We start from the raw sequence: 16,039 nt of genomic DNA on the forward strand, positions 1-16,039 counted from the left end.
GGGTGTGTGGGGCGCGCGACTTTGATTGGGTTTTCGGCTGTCGCCATGTGGGCGCTGCTGGCGCTGCTCACCGACGCCTCCGGCACGGTGCCGCCGTTCCTGATGTCGGCGATCACCTTTGCCATCGGCACCGGCGTCGGCCTGGTTGCCCGCCTGTTCATGCCGAAACCCGAGACGACTGCAAAGATCCCGGCCGAGGTCTGGGTCATCGGCATCGTCGGGCTGTTCGGCTACCACTTCTTCTACTTCACCGCGCTGCGCAACGCGCCGGCGGTCGAAGCCAGCCTGATCGCTTATCTGTGGCCGCTGTTCATCGTGCTCGGCTCCGCACTGATGCCGGGCGAAAGGCTGCGCTGGAACCACATCGCCGGCGCCTTGCTTGGCCTTGCCGGCACCTTCCTGATCGTCACCAAGGGCGGCGGGCTGGCCTTCGAGCCGCGTTATGCCTTCGGCTACGCCATGGCCTTTGCCTGCGCCTTCTTGTGGGCGGGCTATTCGCTGTTGTCGCGCCGCTTTCCCTCGGTGCCGACGACTGTTGTCACCTGGTTCTGCCTGGCGACGTCGATCCTGTCGCTTGCCTGCCATCTGGCGCTCGAGGAGACGGTGCTGCCGGCCAATGCCGGCCAGTGGCTCGCCGTGCTCGGCCTTGGCCTGATGCCCGTCGGTGCGGCCTTTTATGCCTGGGATATCGGCGTCAAGCGCGGCAACATCCAGGTGCTCGGCGCCGCAAGTTATGCCGCGCCGCTGCTGTCGACTCTGGTGCTGATATCAGCCGGTTTCGCTGAACCGAGCTTGCGCATCCTCGCAGCCTGCGTGCTGATCACCGGGGGGGCGGTGCTGGCGGCCAAGTCGCTGATCTTTGGCGGCCGCAAGGCTGCGGCAACTGACCGGGCAGGGGCCTAACCCGGCTCCCAGCCCGGCTCGGCCAGCTCGAACTGGGCGAACTCGAAGCCGGGCGAGACGGTGCAGCCGACAAGCGTCCAGTCGCCGAGGCTGCGTGCCGTCTGCCACCAGCCTGCCGGCACCACGCATTGCGGCCGCTGGCCGGCTGTGATGTCGATGCCGAGCGTGTGGGCGACGATGTCGCCGCCGTCATGGAACAGCCTGAGCTCGATCGGCGCCCCGGCATGGAAAAGCCAGATCTCGGCGGCATCCCTGACACGGTGCCAGTGCGAGACGTCGCCGTGCTCGAGCAGGAAATAGATCGCCGTCTGGTTGCCGCGCCGACCATGCGGCCCGCCTTCAGCGCTGTCGCGAAAGGTCTCGACATACCAGCCGCCCTCGGGGTGGCGCTGCATGCCGAGCGTGGCGACGATCTGTTGAGCCCTCATGGTCAGAAATTGTCCTTGCGCTTGCGGATTTCAGCAAAGACGTCGACATCAGCCGCCTGTTCCATGCCGAGGTGCCTGCGGACACCAGGATCGGCCCAGCGCAGGAACGGGTTGGTGGCGAGCTCCTCGCCGATGGTGGTGGGCAGCGTCGGCTTGCCTTCGGTGCGCAATGCCTCGATCTTTGCAGCGCGGGCGCGCAGGGCTGCATTGTCGGGGTCGATGGTCAGCGCAAAACGCGCATTGGACAGCGTGTATTCATGGCCGCAATAGACCACCGTCTCAGGCGGCAAGGCGGCGAGCTTGCGCAGCGATTCGAACATCACAGGTGCCGGGCGCTCGAACAGCCGGCCGCAGCCGAGCGCAAACAGCGTGTCGGCGGTGAACGCCACTTTCGATTTCGGCAGGTAATAGCAGACATGGCCGGCGGTGTGGCCGGGGGTCTCGATGACCTCGATGGTCTCATTGCCGAAGGGAACCACCGAGCCCTGCTCGACGGTGTCGTCGATGCCGGGGATCTTGTCGCGCTCGGCCTCGGGCCCGACGATGCGCAGCTTGAAACGCTGCTTGAGCGCGACATTGGCCTCGACATGGTCGGCATGGTGATGCGTCGTCAGGATCATCGACGGCGTCCAGCCGCTCTGTTCGATCGCCGCCAGGATCGGGCCTTCCTCGGGCGCATCGATGATCGCCGTCTCGCCGGTTTCACGGTCGTGCAGCAGGGCGCCGAAATTGTCGGTGCGGCACATGAAAAGCTTGATCTCGACAGCCATGACAGGACTCCATTTTGCCGGGAACGATAGGGCGCGCCGCCAAGGCTGTCACGCCAAATGGGCCGGGGTCGTTGAAGTCGGCCTCGGCCGCGTCTACCTTTTGCGGATGAATTCCGACATCGTCGACCTTCGCTCCTTCTACTCGACGCCGCTTGGCCGCCTCGCCGAGCAGTCGATCACTATGGCGCTGTCGTCGGTGTGGGCCGGCCTGCCCAATGAACGGCTTGTCGGGCTCGGCTACACCTTGCCCTGGCTCGACCGCTTCGGCAGCGATGCCGAGCGTGTCTTTGCCTTCATGCCGGCGACGCAAGGAGCCGTGGTGTGGCCGGCCAACGGGCCGTCCTCGACGGCACTTGTCTTCGACGAGGAACTGCCGCTTGTCGATTCGTCGATCGACCGGGTGCTGCTCGTCCATTCGCTCGAACATGCCGAAAGCCCGCGCGAGACGCTGAAGGAGATCTGGCGCGTGCTGTCGCCGGCCGGGCGCATCGTCATCGTCGTGCCCAACCGGCGCGGCGTGTGGGCGCGTTTCGAGCATACGCCGTTCGGCACCGGGCGACCGTTTTCGTCGGGCCAGCTCAACGAACTGTTGCGCGAGGCGAATTTCACCGTCTCGGCATGGTCGGATGCGCTGCATTTCCCGCCGTCGCGGCGCAAATGGATGATGAAGTTCGACCATCTGTTCGAGCGTGCCGGCCGCCGCTTCTGGCCGATCTTTTCCGGCGTCATCGTCGTTGAGGCGCAAAAGCGTGTCTACCAGGGCATTCCGGTGGCGCAGCGCGCCTCGCGCCGCGTCTTCGTGCCGGTGCTGTCGCCGAGCGGCGCTTCGCGCGGCTTTCCGGCGCTGCGGCGCGGCAATGGCGAAAGCGGCGGCTGAGCCCGACCTCACGAAGGGGTGAAGGGGCGCCACTTCCATTCCGCCGCTATTGCGACGACACTGGGCCGTGACACTGGGCCGTGACACTGGGCCGCGACACTGGCTGATCCGAGCGGAGAGCCTGCCGATGCTGGGCGTGCTGGCCATTATCTCATGTCTGGGTTGCGAGCTGCCCGGCCCGGTCGCCATGCCGGTGGCCGGTGTCATGGTCGATGTCGAGCTGGTGCTGGCGGTCGACGTGTCCAGGTCGATGGACCTGGAAGAATTCACCCTGCAGCGCGCCGGTTATGTCGAGGCACTGCGCCACAGCGATTTCGTCGATGCGGTGCTGTCGGGCCGGCATGGCCGCATCGCCATCACCTATTTCGAATGGGCCGGCACGGTGCGCGCGGAATCGGTGGTGCCGTGGCAGATCATCGACGGGCCACAAAGTGCCGCAGCCTTTGCCGCCCGGCTCGAGACGCGGCCGTTCAGCGGCTATCGCGGCACCTCGATCTCCGGTGCGGTCACCTATGGTGCGTCCCTGTTCGACGACAACGATGCCGATGATTTTCGCCGCGTCATCGACATTTCAGGCGACGGACCAAACAATTTCGGCAATCCGGTGATCCCGGCGCGTGATGCCGCCTTGGCCCAGGGCATCGTCATCAACGGCCTGCCGATCCTGATCAGGCCGTCGCGAACCGCAGCTTCGCTCGACCGTTATTACGCCGAATGCGTCACCGGCGGCCCCGGCTCGTTCGTGTTGCCGATCAAGGCGGCGTCGGAGTTCGCCACCGCGATCCGGCGCAAGCTGGTGCTCGAAGTCAGCGGCGACACCGATGCCGTGCCGGTGATCAGGATCGACACTGGGGCCGCGGTCGACTGCATGGCCGGCGAGCGCGACCGGCTGAGATACTCCGACCCTTATTTTCCCGAGCTCGACAGGTAGGTTTTGTAGCTTGTGTTTGCTGGCGCATCTTAAAATAGTGCCGATTGCACCCTAGATGACGCGGGCAACAACCCGTTTTACATCACAGGGATTTTCCTCCTGACCGACGTTATCCACCAAAAGCGCGCCGTGCAGCAGTCCAAAGGCAAGCGCGCGATGCTGATCGTCAATCCGCGCGCCCGCCGCGGCGGCGGGTCGATCGATGCCGCGCGCCAGGTGCTCGTCGATGCCGGCCTCCAGATTGAGGAGATGGCGACCAGCAAGGACGAAAACGCCTCCGAGCTGATCTCGCGCAACGCCGATCATTTCGACATCGCCATCGTCGGCGGCGGCGACGGCACGCTCAACAACGCGGCAGCCGGGCTTGCCCATACCGGCCTGACGCTTGGCGTGCTGCCGCTTGGTACCGCCAATGATTTCGCCCGCACCATGGGCATATCGCCGGACCCGATCAAGGCGGCGGAAGTGATCGCCGCCGGCCACCAGACGGCTGTCGATCTCGGCGAGGTCAACGGCCATCTGTTCTTCAACGTCGCCAGCATCGGCTTCAGCGCCGACATGGCCGCCGAGCTGACCGAACATGCCAAGAAGCGCTGGGGTACGCTCGGTTATGGCATCGTCGCGGCCCGGCTGTTGATGCGCTCGCGCCTGTTCACCTGTTATGTCGATCATGACGACACCACCGAAAAGATCCGCACCATGCAGGTCTCGGTGGGCAATGGCCGCCACTATGGCGGCGGCATGACGGTTGCGGAAACCGCGACCGCCGACGATGGCTGGCTCGATCTCTACAGCCTCGAGGTTGACCACTGGTGGCGGCTGCTCAGGCTTCTGCCCAGCTTGCGTAAGGGCACGCACGGCCAGTGGGACGACGTCCGCGCCTTCAAGACCACTGAAGTGACGATCCGCACCAAGCAGCCGCGCCCCGTCAACACCGACGGCGAGCTGGTGACATGGACGCCGGCGCATTTCCGCATCAGGCCCAAATCGGTCAACGTGTTCGTGCCGAAGGGCTGACACTGCAGGCTCAAGCTGCGCGAGGGGCTGACGCTCGACCTGATCACCGAATGGCTGCGGCCGGGGTTCAGAACCATGCCCGCTTCCTGCACCGACGCACTCCGTCCCGTCCCGCTCTGTCCGGCAGGACAGAGGGGGGCGGGAAGAAACGCGGGGCCAAAAATGCAAGGCTGTTTCATCGCCAGTGGTGGGTCCTGCACGATGCGGACCCGGCTCTGACAGGTCAGATCACCTGCGACTCGGTTTTCGGTCGCGGCTCGCCGCTCACTGTCCTGGCCGGCCCGAAGATGACGAAGCTGAGCGCGGCCAGGACCCAGACGCCGACACCGCCATAAAGCAGCGTCCAGCCGAAGCCATCGACGAGTGCGGCGTGCGCCACCGCCGCTGGCACCTCCAGCGTCGTTTGGCCTGAAAGCGCATGCGGTGTCGCAGCACCGCCGGCGGCGATGCGCTCGGCCAGCCCGCGCAACTGCGCCGCGTCAGTTGCTTCAGGCAGCGCCTGGCGCAGCGTGTGGAGAATGCCTTCGACAAGCACCAGGCCCATCACCGCGATGTTGACGGCAAGGGCGATCAGCCTGGCGCTGGCGTCGATGCCCGAGGCCATGCCGGCACGGCTGGCCGGCACCGCGCCTGTGGTCATGTTGGTGGCGGGCGTCGTCGTCAGGCCAAGTCCGATGCCCGAGACCAGGGCGCCGGCCAGCACCGTCGCTCCAGCTGCCTGCCCGAGCGTGCTGCCGAACCACATCACGATGAAGCCGAGGCCGATGGTGAACAGGCCGAGCGGGATGATGGTGCGGGCGCTGGAGCGCAACAAGAGATACTGGGCGACAGGCGACATCACCAGGAAAGGCACGGTGTAGGCTAAAAGCGCCAGCCCGGTCGTTGCGCTGTCATAACCGAGGCCGACGGTGAAATAGATCGGCAGGTAGATCATCAGCGGCCAGTAGCTGAAGTTCATGCCGATGCAGCCGATGATGGCGCCGGAGAAATCGCGGACCGCAAACACCGAAAAGTCGAACATCGGATGCGGATGCCGCCGCTCGGCGGCAACGAAGGCGATCAGGCCGGCGATGGTAGCTGCTGCGATGGCCAGTGCGGCCGGGCTGAGGAAGCCGAGGTCGGCGCCGCCGGTGATGTAATAGGTCAGGCCGAACACCGATGCGCTCAAGATGACGATGCCGGCGATATCAAGCTTCCGTGCCTGCGGATCGCGCGATTCGCTGACGCTGCCATAGGTCAGGACAAGGCACAGCACGGCGAGCGGCGCATGGACCAAAAACACCCATTGCCAGGTCGACAGCGAGACGATCAGGCCGCCGATGAGCGGCCCGAAACCCAGGCCAATGCCCGAGATGACGCCCCAGATGGCAAAGGCGCTGCTGCGCGCTTTGGCGTCCTGGAACTGGTGCGACAGAATGGCGATCGAGCAGATGAACATCGCGCCGCCGGCCATGCCTTGCAGGAAGCGGCTGATGATCAGCACGGTGGTGTTGGGGGCGAGGCCGCACATCAGCGAGGTCAGACCGAAGGCTCCAACCGTGATGGCAAAGACCAGCCGGCGGCCATAGCGGTCGGCAAGCGTTCCCGTCGCCATCAGCACCGTGGTGCAGGCGATGGTGTAGGCGTTCATGATCCACTGCATGTCCTTGAAGTCGGCCTGCAGCACATGTTCGAGCGTCGGCAGGATCACCGGCACGCTCGAGATCTCGAGGCCGAACATCAGCGCCGACAGGCAGATCGCCCCCAGCGCCAGACTGTCTCTCATCGTCAACTTCATCCCGTGTCTCCGGCTGGCGGCATCGGTGAGCGGTGCCACTGGTTATCTGGAAACAGCTGAGATAGATGAAGCTTGTTCATGCATAAATGCCATGCAAACCTATATCAGTGATAACAAATTGGGATAGATGAAATGCTGTGGCTCGACGCCGAGGCCGTCCGCAACTTCGTCATGGTGGCGGAGCTCAAGAGTTTCACCCGTGCCGCCGACGCCATGGGCTCGACCCAGGCGGCGGTCTCGGTCAAGCTCAAGCGGCTGGAGGAGCGGGTCGGGCGCAAGCTGATCGAGCGCACCCCGCGCCGTGTCAGGCTGTCGGCCGACGGCGCGCTGTTCATCGAATCGGCGCGCGCCTTCCTGACCGCGCATGACAATGCGGTCGCCGGCCTGTCATGTTCGGCGCGGCGCTTCACGCTCGGCATTGCCGGCCATGTCGCCGGACCGGAGGTGACGACGCTGCTCGCCCGCCTCAGCCAGCATGACCCGGCCCTGACCATCGAGGTCCAGGTCGACAATTCGACCTTGCTGCTCGACGCCTTCGACCGCGGCAAGCTCGATGCGGCGATCGTCCGGCGCGAGGATGACCGCCGCGACGGCGAGGTGCTGGGACCGGAGCATTTCGGCTGGTTTGCGACACCCGAATTCGATCATCGCCCCGGCGAGCCGATCCGGCTGGCAACGCTGTCGCGGCTGTGCGGCGTGCGCGACCTCGCCACGCGCGCGCTCGACGATGCCAATATTGCCTGGGTCGAGGTGTTTGTCGGCGGCGGCTCGTCGCTGGTCACCGCGGCCGTCTCGGCCGGGCTTGCCACCGCGGTCTTCCCCAGCCGCCTGGCGCCGCCCGGCACGGTCGAGGTCAGCCGCAAGTTTGGCCTGCCCGACGTGCCGTCAACCGAGATCGTGCTGCACTCGACGCTGACCGACCGGCGCTCGCGCGAAGCCCTGCGCATCCTTGCCTGCGCCTTCCACGAGCACCGGGCAAAGGCGGGCCAGGGCCTCTCTTGAGGCGCTGCGCCAGGCGATCCGCGAGGGCATCGAAAGCGGAGCGCCCGAGCCGTTCGATTTCCAGTCATTGATGAACGAGCTTGGCTGTGGCTCGGGCAAACGTGGCGCGTAGGCTCCGCCTTGCGCCGAAAGCCCGATCTGACCTCAGGCAGATCCGCGATGACCGGCAAGATCCGACCTCATCTTGGCCGTTTGCGGTCAGTCCGGTTTTGGCGAATTCTCGCAATAACCCGCCATCCGGCAGCCGACCCCATTTCAGCCGTCAGCGCATCGCTCCAGCAATGGCGGCTTCCTCGCCCAAAGCGGACGGCCACTGATCTCGCCAGCTTGCTTTGGCAAACCTCTACGGTTGGCAAACTACGGAACCGGTAGCGCCAACCTCGGTGCAAGCCGAGAAGAAAGATTGCAGGAGCCAGTGCAACTGAACGAAGGTATGGCTCGGTCTTTGCCAAGTCTATATCGCAGCAAAGGCATCCGCGAACGCTTGCTTGCTAAGTGAGGACATGATGAGGGCACGCCGCAACGCATCCGGTGCTGCCCTGGCACTCGCAAACGTGTCGGCCAAGGTTGCTCCATTTGACCGCACGGTTTTCGGAATCTGTGTTGCCTGCCCTGGGCCGTTGTACGTCCCGCCCCACCCTTGGATTCTTGCGGCCATTCGTTCCTTCTGGGAAACTCATGTTTCCAAGGTTTTTGTTCGCCTGGCTAACGGACACGTGGAACGACGCTACACTACTTCGAGAGCACCATGCTTAGCATGGTAAAAGGAAAACTGCGTTAGACCCCCTATTCTCTGATCCCGACGAAATCCGCCCATTCGTCGCCACTCGAATGCTCCAAACCCAGCTAGTCTAGCGTAGCGCGGCGAGCAGCCCTGCGAGCGGATTATCGGGCCATAACGCGTGACCCTCGGATCGCGAGGCTCCAAGAGAACTTAGCGGCCGGTGATAGTGTAGGCAGAATGGCCAAGCAGCGCGGCCCCCAAAACGTGTCTGACGAAAGCCGAAGCTGCCAGTGATGGGCTACCCGCCTATTTGCATCATCTGCCTTGACCGCAGGTCATAATGGACAAGCAGCGGATAGGTAGTTCGGTCAGTTCGTCGACACCATGCTGGGTCGCGGCGTCGAAGAACAGGCTGTCTCCCGGTGTGATCCGATAGAGGCTGTCGCCGTGGCGGTACGCGAATTCACCTTGCAGCATGTAAAGGAAAACCATGCCTTGACTGCTGACTGCCGGGAAGACGTCCGTGCAACGGGTAAGGGTGATCAAACAGGGCTCGATCTGAAGGCCACCGGCGTTGATGTCGCCGTGGCCCAGATGCTTGTGCCGCTGGCTGGCCGAAGCGTTGTGTCCACCAGCCCTGACGAATACGGCAGTGCGCTCAGCTTCGAAGCGGCTCACCAACCAGGTAATTGGCACGGCAAGGCCGCGCGATATTGCCTGCAAGGTTGTCAATGACGGCGAAATGCCGCCGTTTTCGATCTTCGACAGCATTCCAACCGACAGGTTTGTCGCCGCGGCCAGGTCGCTGACCTTCATGCCGTGCCGCGTTCGAAAGGCGCGGACCTCCCGACCAATTGCGTTGTGCAGCAATGGTTCTCTGGCTTTTTTCACGGCTGTCGCAGTTTGATGAGGTTGGGGGATCACGGTCATTGTGGCCGCGAAGGCAAATACGCACTCGCGCCGCGGTAGAACGAACTGGGATGATCCGTCAGCTCGGACGGATCATCCCATGTAAAGATCAATATCCGCCGAGCTTCGCCGGCATCACAACTGACTTTGTCAGTACATAGTGTAGGAGCGCCGCCACCAGGCAGGCGGGAACGGATGCACTGATCCAAATGAACGGACCATGCGCGGCAAGTGACTGTGGATCGAACAAGCCGTAGTAGACAAGCCCACCGCCTGCCAGTGCCAGGAACGCGGCTGGGTTGATGCCGCGCCAGAAAGCGTAGTCTGAATCGGCCCCGTCGTTGAAGACGTCGCATTGTTTGATTCGACCACGGCGCAGGATCAGATAATCCACTGCGGTTACGCCGGAAAGCGGAGCAAATCCGAGTGCTGTCCAGGCCAGGAACTTGAAGAAGTTGTCGTAGATCTGGCCCGGGAAGAAGGCGATGACGATCACCGGCACAAACAGCGCACCGGTCAACAATCCCCATGGCAGTCCTTCGAAGTAGCGTCCGCCAGCCTGCCGCATCGCCAGGCACATGCCATAGAAGATACTGACGATGGCGGTGATGTTTGCCAGTCCGACAAACAGCAGTGCCGTTACCCCAACGAAAGCTCCACCGAGCGGGATCATCCAGGCGGTCGGGTCATGCGATCCCAGGCTGAGGGCGGCAAACAATCCAACCAGTTCGCCGAGCACGGCAGCGGCGAAGATGCCGATCAGATTGGGCCAAAGTGCTGCACGGGGCGTGCGCGTGAAGCGCGAGATGTTGCCCAGCACCGGCCACCAGCCAAAACCGGCGGCCAGATTGAATTCGACCGCGATCATGAAGTTGATCCGCTTGTCATCAAACGGGGCAAGAGGCGCGGCGTTGGCGATGTCGCTCCAGCTCTTGTGGCTGAAGATGAGAAACAGGATGCCGAAGCATAAGATGAGCTTGCCGGGGCCGACAAAGCGGTTGAGCCATTTGACGGCGGTTGGGCCCTTCCACAGCAAGAGCCACGAGATCGCGATCGCGAGGATCGCGAACAGCGTGACCCCGAGGTCGTTTTCGCCGATATGCGTGCTGCCGACCTGGTTCATGACGCCGCTGATCGCTCGCCCAAACATGATCGACAATATGGCGGACCAACCAACACCATAGATGGCCAGGAAAAACCCGACCAGGATCAGAATGCCGATCGGCCCGAAGACGCTGCGCATCAAGGTAAATTGTTCGATCCCGAACTTTCCAGTTGAGATGCAAACGCTGACGGCCATGATCGACACGCCGATCACGTTGCCGATGATGATCGCGTAGATGCCGTCGCGGGCACCCACGACCAGTGCTGTGCTGCCACCGAGCAAGAATGCCCAGGTAGCGATAGCGAGGCCAATATTGATCCAGGAGTGGTCGAGGAAGCCGAGTTCGCGTTCTTCCTTCAGTACGGGAAGAGTGCCGAAGGCAGCACTTGCACCGGTAAATTTGGGTGGGGAGGCCATCAGTTGCCTCCGATCCACATGGCGATCGTGATCGTCAGGATGGCTAATGTGACCGCAAACCAGATGCCGATCTCGCGGCCCGATATGTCGGCTCGCGCAGGATCATCATATTTCGGATCGGCAATGATGCTCAGTCGTCGGTTCAACTCCCGACGCATTTCATTGTCGGGGCTTGTTGAAGCTATAGTCATTTCATCCTCCTCCAAAGATTAAATGAATACCGATGCTTTCGCGCCGAAGTGACTTCGACGCTTGGGCTCGGGGTAGTCTTATGTGCCAGGCAGATCGGAATCGCAGGCGCCCGTTAGGGCGTGAGTGGACCCGCCCGAAGTTTGCAGCTGATCCGTTGGGAACTCGCAAGCGGGGTTCTCCTATCTGAACGACCCCATGTTCCGGCAGATTTTGGATGTGCGGCACGCCTCTCGTCACCTCATTCGAGGCAGTCTCCCATCAGGTCATTACGGTGCGGCAGTTTGATTTCGGTGTCAAACATTTTTCCTGACATGGCTGTAAAAACATTAGCAGGTACGCACATAGATGGCGCTGCGCATCTGATCGGGGCCACGAAAATTGCAGCTGAGAACGGGGATGGCATGGCGAGATCAGTGTGCCTGGAGCTGATCGAGTTTGGCATTAAATCGTGAATTTTCAATAACTTGAAAATCTTCGGCCTATGTTCTGCCGATCCCGAAAGGACGAAAGCAGACAGAATGCAGTTGGTCCGTTTTCGCCTGGAAGCGTCGAAACGGCTAAAAACGACTGTTGACACAGATGTCAAAGCTACGTAGCGTCAAGGTCGAAAGAGCAAACAACTGTCCCACAACCTCGACATCTGAAGCGGCAACTTGGCCTTCTTTCAGATGCTGAACGACGCTGCTGCGTCGAGCCTTTCAGGCAATGCTCAAAGTCAGGAAGTCATCAATGGAATTCGCCGCTCTCATCCATCTTGAAGATCGCGTGAAATCGGTCAAACGGGCCAAGACGCGCTTCTTCCGCAATCCTGGCGTTCGGGCGGAGTCTCTGCTGGAAGCAGCGCTCGAATGCTTCGCCGAGGAAGATTACGAGAGCGTCACGATCCCACTTATCGCCAAGAGACTGGGTGTTGCTCATTCTCTTATCTATTATTACTTCAAGAACAAAGACTCGCTGTACCAGTCCTCCGTGCTTCACGCGCTCGACCGCCTGATGACCAACTATGGCGAAGTCGTCGCGCGGCATGAAAGCCCAGCCGAACTGCTTAGCGCCTATCTGGACCTCAATGTCGAGATGTCGGAGACGCTGCGCAGCCTCGTGCGCATCATGTTCGTCAATGCCGGTGGTGCCAAGGACGCCGGCCCCAGGTTCATCGATAGCTTCGTCGAGGACTTCTATGAGTCCGAAAAGAGGGTTCTCGCCGATTGCATCCGCAAGGGCGTCGAGGTCGGCATGTTCGCCTGCCCGGATCCCGACGAGATGGCTGCATTCATCTCGCGCAATATCGACGGCATCTACTTCGGCAGCTTCATGCCACATGGAGCGCCGATCCCTGCGGCGATGCGCTACCTCAAGGAGGTGACTTGGGGGCTGCTGCACTATGCCGGCGATCCCTCCGCCAAAAGCTCGTCCACAAACAAAAACGGGAGATAGCCATGTGCCAGGTATGCGGCTGCGGGCCTGAGAACATTCGCATCGATGGCAAGGGCGATGTCGAGCTCGATGGAAGCCATGAGCACCAGCATCACCATCATCATGATGGGCACGACCACGGTCATTCCCATCATCATGGTCATGATGGCGATCATCATCACGACCATGATCACCGCCCAGTCGAAAATCCGCGCCACAGCGACCTGCATTTCGGCAAGGACGCTGCCAAGACCCACGTGCCGGGCATGAGCCAGAAGCGGCTGGTGCAGATCGAGCAGGAGATTCTGGCCAAGAACGGCATGTTTGCCGACGCCGTCCGAGGCGAACTCTGTGGCCAAGCCGTGCTTGGGCTCAATCTGATCGCCAGCCCCGGAGCGGGCAAGACCACCTTGCTGGTCGAAACGCTGCAGCGCTTGAAAGGCACGTTCCCGACCTGGGTGATCGAGGGCGATCAGGAAACCTCCAACGACGCCGACCGCATTCGCGCCACCGACACCCAGGCGGTGCAGATCAACACCGGCAAGGGCTGCCATCTCGACGCCGACATGATCCAGCGCGCGCTTGCATCGCTTTCGCTGCAGCAGGGCGGAGTACTGTTCATCGAAAACGTCGGCAATCTGGCGTGCCCAGCCGGCTTCGATCTTGGCGAAGCGCACAAGGTGGTCATCTTGTCGGTGACCGAAGGCGACGACAAACCGGTCAAATATCCGGAGGCGTTCGCCGCGGCCGACCTTTTGGTCATCTCGAAATCGGATCTGGCGCCTTACTGCGATTTCGACATCGAGGCCTGCATCGCTCGCGCTCGTGAAGTCAACCCGTTGATCGAAACCATCGTCGTTTCGGCGCGTGACGGCACGGGAATGACGGAATGGCTCGACTGGATTGTCCGCGCCCGCCAACAGCAATTGCAGGACCTCGCGCGAGACCTGCAGGCACGGGTCGCATCCATCCGTAACACATTGCACGCGTGAGATTGGCGTCATGCACGAACTCACTATCGCCTCAAGCATGATCGATCTCGCCAGCGATCACGCATCGCGCAACGGCAGCGCGCGGGTCACCGGAATGCATGTGCGCCTTGGCGTCATGTGCGGCATCGCCCGCTCGCTCTATTTCTGCTTTGGCCCGGCGACGCGCGGCACGCTTTGCGAAGGCGCCAAGCTGCACATCGAAGAGGTGCCGCTGACAATATTCTGCGAGCACTGCGCCGAGGCGCGCTCGCCGATCTCTCTTTCCAATCTTCGCTGTCCCGACTGCGGGAGGCCTTCACGCAAGGTGCTGTCGGGGCGCGAGATGGAACTGACTCACATCGAGCTTGAGGAAGAAGCTCCAATTCCGGCGTTGGCCCCGCTTGGGCAAACACTTCAGTAGTTACCTGTTGGGAGGAACAGCATGCTTGATCGAAAAGCAGACATAGCGAAGTGGCAGTTCACGCCACATCAACATCGTGGCCCTGCCGAGCAGTTCGGCGAGAACGACCACATCTATTCCCCGAAGCTGCATAACGGCTCGTTCAAATCCCGTGGTCTCGCTACCTTCATGGGCGCCCCCTACTGTCCGCCGGACCGCCACAAGATCCGCGAAATGGGCGCGAAGATCTGCTTTCTGGCCGTGCCTTGGGATCAAGGCCAGATCGTGCGCGCCGGCGCTTCGCAGGGTGCTTCAGGTCTGCGTGAGGCAACGACGCAGTACTTCCCCTATATGTTCGAATACGACGTCGACCTGCTGAGCTATTTCCGCATCGTCGACTGCGGAGATGTGCCGACAGTGCCCGGCAACAACGTCAAGTCGCAGGAATATACCACCGACTACGTCACCGAATGCCTCGAAGGTGGCGCCAAGGTGATCCTGTTCGGCGGCGATCACTCACTGCCGATCCCCGGCGCCAAGGCGCTGTCGCGTTTCACCGGCGCTGGCAAGATGGGGTATCTGCATGTCGACAGCCATCTCGACGCCGGACCCGACTGGGCAGGCAATCTGATCACCAACTGTTCCGGCGCGCCGCGCGCACTCGACCTGCCCAACTGCAATGCCAGGAACATGGCGCATATGGGCTCGCGCAACGGCCTCAATCCCAAGGATTGGTGGGATTTCTATGTCGACAACGAAATCCGCGTCGTCACCATGCCCGAGATGATCGAGCGCGGGCTTGAAGTGTGCGCCAACGAGATCTTCGAACGGGTGAAGAAGGACGCTGACACGCTCTACTTCACCTGGGACACCGACTCGATCGACATGAGCTGCATGCCCGGCTCGACTTCGCCGGAATGCTACGGCCTGAAGGGGCGGGAGGCGATCCAGTTCGCGCGCATCGCCGGCCGCCACGGCTGCGACATTCTCGATGTCGTCGAGCTCTGCCCCTACTTCGACTCGAGCCAGATCAGCGCCAAGATGACGGTCAACATGATCTACCACTATCTCGGCTCACGTGCTCAGACCCTGCGCCAGCAGGGCAAGCAACCGTAAGAATTCTCAGGGAGGAGATACAGTCATGAACCCAGCAAAATCCTACGCCCATCTATTCTCGCCGCTCGGCGGCGACGCCGGCGATAACTACCGGGCACCCGGCCTGATCACATTTCTGCGTTCGGCCCACGTGCCGCTGAACGCCGAAGCGCTGAAAGCCTGCGGCGCCAAATATGCCTTCGTCGGCGTGCCCTTCGACGAAGGCAATGTCGGCAAGCCGGGGTCGGAGGACGGCCCGCGCGAATTCCGCCTCGTCTCGCAGGAATACTTCTCCTACTGGTTCGAATACAATGTCGACCTGCACGGCGCGGCTGTCGATTGCGGCGACGTTTCGATGCCGAAGGTCAGCCCCGAAGTGGCGCACGAGCGCATCTATCGTGCGGTCCGCGAAGTGCTGAAGTCCGGCCTGACACCGATCATCTGCGGTGGCGACCGCTCGATCTCGATCGCCGCGGCGCGCGCGCTTTCCGACCATATCGGCGCAAACAAGAAGATGGGCTACATGCATTTCAGCGCCCAGCTCGACATGGCCGACAGCTGGGCCGGCGAGCGCAATCTCGCCCCTTGCGCCATGGCCCGCATCACAGAGCTGCCCAATCTCGACATCAAGAATGTCGCGCATCTGGGTGCTCGCAACGCCATGAACCCGAAGGACCATATCGACCTGTCGAAGGAGAGAGGCCTCGAGTTCGACTCGATGTTCGACCTGTTCGATGGGGGCATCTACCCGTTGGTCGAGCGCTCGATCGAGCGGGTCTGGGGCGATACCGACGCGCAATATCTCAGCTTCAATTTCAACGTCATGGATTCGTCGGCAGCACCCGGCGTCACCTCGACGGAACCAGGCGGCATCGAGTCGCGGGAGATGATGCGCATCGCCGACATGATCGCCAAGCGAGGCAGTGTCAGCGTCATCGATCTCACCGAGCTTTGCCCGATCTTCGACATCAGCGGCACGGCGGCACGGCTCGCGGCGTGCGTCATCATGCGGTTGATGGCGTCGTTGGCGGCACAAAATGGCGACGTGATCGACGCCAACCTGCGCCGCACTGATCTTGTCGCCGCAGAGTAACAGACAACCACTTGG

17 protein-coding genes are annotated in these 16,039 nt (G+C 62.2%); 11 read left to right on the forward strand and 6 right to left on the reverse strand.

Translation table 11 applies throughout. The features are described 5' to 3' along the window. The first annotated feature begins 6 nt into the window (after positions 1-6). A complete protein-coding gene (yddG, locus tag IHE39_RS24095; RefSeq protein WP_192568229.1) occupies positions 7-903 on the forward strand; it encodes an aromatic amino acid exporter YddG in 897 nt (298 codons plus the stop codon). Here yddG and IHE39_RS24100 read toward each other — a convergent pair. Together IHE39_RS24100 and gloB are read right to left on the reverse strand one after the other, a co-directional pair. Continuing rightward, the gene (locus IHE39_RS24100) at positions 900-1,331 is read right to left on the reverse strand and encodes a cupin domain-containing protein (protein ID WP_192568230.1); all 432 of its coding nucleotides are present in this window, start codon (positions 1,329-1,331) and stop codon (positions 900-902) included. The two genes, yddG and IHE39_RS24100, sit on opposite strands and share 4 nt — an antisense overlap. A gap of 2 nt (positions 1,332-1,333) precedes the next feature. Beyond that, positions 1,334-2,101, reverse strand: coding sequence for a hydroxyacylglutathione hydrolase (gloB, locus tag IHE39_RS24105; RefSeq protein WP_192568231.1), 768 nt, complete (start codon positions 2,099-2,101; stop codon positions 1,334-1,336). A 106-nt stretch (positions 2,102-2,207) separates the two neighbouring features. On the opposite strand from gloB, the gene IHE39_RS24110 reads away from it, so the two are divergent. From IHE39_RS24110 to IHE39_RS24120, 3 genes are all read left to right on the forward strand, one after another. Continuing rightward, complete coding sequence (locus tag IHE39_RS24110; protein ID WP_192568295.1) at positions 2,208-2,978, forward strand: class I SAM-dependent methyltransferase; 771 nt, start codon at positions 2,208-2,210, stop codon at positions 2,976-2,978. Positions 2,979-3,105: 127 nt separating this feature from the next. Then, positions 3,106-3,909 (forward strand): DUF1194 domain-containing protein, encoded by an 804-nt coding sequence (locus tag IHE39_RS24115; protein ID WP_192568296.1) that lies wholly within the window; start codon positions 3,106-3,108, stop codon positions 3,907-3,909. A 129-nt stretch (positions 3,910-4,038) separates the two neighbouring features. Then, a complete protein-coding gene (locus tag IHE39_RS24120; protein ID WP_192568232.1) occupies positions 4,039-4,926 on the forward strand; it encodes a lipid kinase in 888 nt (295 codons plus the stop codon). A 223-nt stretch (positions 4,927-5,149) separates the two neighbouring features. Here IHE39_RS24120 and IHE39_RS24125 read toward each other — a convergent pair whose 3' ends face one another. Further along, a complete protein-coding gene (locus tag IHE39_RS24125) occupies positions 5,150-6,703 on the reverse strand; it encodes an MFS transporter (RefSeq protein WP_192568233.1) in 1,554 nt (517 codons plus the stop codon). Between the two features lie 132 nt (positions 6,704-6,835). Here IHE39_RS24125 and IHE39_RS24130 point away from each other — a divergent pair, with 132 nt between their 5' ends. After that, positions 6,836-7,705 carry a LysR family transcriptional regulator gene (locus IHE39_RS24130; protein WP_192568234.1) on the forward strand — a complete coding sequence of 290 codons (870 nt, stop codon included), beginning with the start codon at positions 6,836-6,838 and terminating at the stop codon, positions 7,703-7,705. Continuing rightward, positions 7,653-7,817, forward strand: a complete 165-nt coding sequence (locus IHE39_RS31160; RefSeq protein ID WP_192568235.1) for a type II toxin-antitoxin system ParD family antitoxin — start codon at positions 7,653-7,655, stop codon at positions 7,815-7,817. Before IHE39_RS24130 ends, IHE39_RS31160 begins: the two co-directional genes overlap by 53 nt. Before the next feature lie 927 nt (positions 7,818-8,744). Here IHE39_RS31160 and IHE39_RS24140 read toward each other — a convergent pair. The 3 genes from IHE39_RS24140 to IHE39_RS24150 form a co-directional block, all read right to left on the reverse strand. Continuing rightward, a complete protein-coding gene (locus IHE39_RS24140) occupies positions 8,745-9,359 on the reverse strand; it encodes a helix-turn-helix domain-containing protein (RefSeq protein ID WP_192568236.1) in 615 nt (204 codons plus the stop codon). Positions 9,360-9,447: 88 nt separating this feature from the next. After that, positions 9,448-10,860 (reverse strand): purine-cytosine permease family protein, encoded by a 1,413-nt coding sequence (locus IHE39_RS24145; protein WP_192568237.1) that lies wholly within the window; start codon positions 10,858-10,860, stop codon positions 9,448-9,450. Beyond that, on the reverse strand, positions 10,860-11,051 hold the full coding sequence (locus IHE39_RS24150; RefSeq protein WP_192568238.1) for a hypothetical protein: 192 nt from the start codon (positions 11,049-11,051) through the stop codon (positions 10,860-10,862). Before IHE39_RS24150 ends, IHE39_RS24145 begins: the two co-directional genes overlap by 1 nt. Before the next feature lie 730 nt (positions 11,052-11,781). Here IHE39_RS24150 and IHE39_RS24155 point away from each other — a divergent pair. The 5 genes from IHE39_RS24155 to IHE39_RS24175 are packed head-to-tail and all read left to right on the forward strand — an operon-like array spanning position 11,782 to position 16,024. Then, the gene (locus IHE39_RS24155) at positions 11,782-12,486 is read left to right on the forward strand and encodes a TetR/AcrR family transcriptional regulator (RefSeq protein WP_192568239.1); all 705 of its coding nucleotides are present in this window, start codon (positions 11,782-11,784) and stop codon (positions 12,484-12,486) included. A 2-nt stretch (positions 12,487-12,488) separates the two neighbouring features. After that, complete coding sequence (gene hypB, locus IHE39_RS24160; RefSeq protein WP_192568240.1) at positions 12,489-13,457, forward strand: hydrogenase nickel incorporation protein HypB; 969 nt, start codon at positions 12,489-12,491, stop codon at positions 13,455-13,457. Between the two features lie 10 nt (positions 13,458-13,467). Then, positions 13,468-13,857, forward strand: a complete 390-nt coding sequence (hypA, locus tag IHE39_RS24165) for a hydrogenase maturation nickel metallochaperone HypA (RefSeq protein WP_192568241.1) — start codon at positions 13,468-13,470, stop codon at positions 13,855-13,857. Between the two features lie 21 nt (positions 13,858-13,878). Next, complete coding sequence (locus IHE39_RS24170; RefSeq protein ID WP_192568242.1) at positions 13,879-14,952, forward strand: agmatinase family protein; 1,074 nt, start codon at positions 13,879-13,881, stop codon at positions 14,950-14,952. A gap of 25 nt (positions 14,953-14,977) precedes the next feature. Next, entirely contained in the window at positions 14,978-16,024 is a 1,047-nt protein-coding gene (locus IHE39_RS24175) for an arginase family protein (RefSeq protein WP_192568243.1), read from the forward strand. Positions 16,025-16,039 lie beyond the last annotated feature (15 nt).

This window comes from Aminobacter carboxidus, assembly GCF_014863355.1.
In the GTDB taxonomy this organism is placed as follows: domain Bacteria; phylum Pseudomonadota; class Alphaproteobacteria; order Rhizobiales; family Rhizobiaceae; genus Aminobacter; species Aminobacter carboxidus.

Bases quoted from the DNA above. Each gene is read 5' to 3' on its own strand.
- IHE39_RS24100 (WP_192568230.1), bottom strand. From the start codon at position 1,331: ATGAGGGCTCAACAGATCGTCGCCACGCTCGGCATGCAGCGCCACCCC.
- gloB (WP_192568231.1), bottom strand. From the start codon at position 2,101: ATGGCTGTCGAGATCAAGCTTTTCATGTGCCGCACCGACAATTTCGGC.
- IHE39_RS24110 (WP_192568295.1), top strand. From the start codon at position 2,208: ATGAATTCCGACATCGTCGACCTTCGCTCCTTCTACTCGACGCCGCTT.
- IHE39_RS24115 (WP_192568296.1), top strand. From the start codon at position 3,106: ATGCTGGGCGTGCTGGCCATTATCTCATGTCTGGGTTGCGAGCTGCCC.
- IHE39_RS24125 (WP_192568233.1), bottom strand. From the start codon at position 6,703: ATGAAGTTGACGATGAGAGACAGTCTGGCGCTGGGGGCGATCTGCCTG.
- IHE39_RS24130 (WP_192568234.1), top strand. From the start codon at position 6,836: ATGCTGTGGCTCGACGCCGAGGCCGTCCGCAACTTCGTCATGGTGGCG.
- IHE39_RS24140 (WP_192568236.1), bottom strand. From the start codon at position 9,359: ATGACCGTGATCCCCCAACCTCATCAAACTGCGACAGCCGTGAAAAAA.
- IHE39_RS24145 (WP_192568237.1), bottom strand. From the start codon at position 10,860: ATGGCCTCCCCACCCAAATTTACCGGTGCAAGTGCTGCCTTCGGCACT.
- IHE39_RS24150 (WP_192568238.1), bottom strand. From the start codon at position 11,051: ATGACTATAGCTTCAACAAGCCCCGACAATGAAATGCGTCGGGAGTTG.
- IHE39_RS24155 (WP_192568239.1), top strand. From the start codon at position 11,782: ATGGAATTCGCCGCTCTCATCCATCTTGAAGATCGCGTGAAATCGGTC.
- hypB (WP_192568240.1), top strand. From the start codon at position 12,489: ATGTGCCAGGTATGCGGCTGCGGGCCTGAGAACATTCGCATCGATGGC.
- hypA (WP_192568241.1), top strand. From the start codon at position 13,468: ATGCACGAACTCACTATCGCCTCAAGCATGATCGATCTCGCCAGCGAT.
- IHE39_RS24170 (WP_192568242.1), top strand. From the start codon at position 13,879: ATGCTTGATCGAAAAGCAGACATAGCGAAGTGGCAGTTCACGCCACAT.
- IHE39_RS24175 (WP_192568243.1), top strand. From the start codon at position 14,978: ATGAACCCAGCAAAATCCTACGCCCATCTATTCTCGCCGCTCGGCGGC.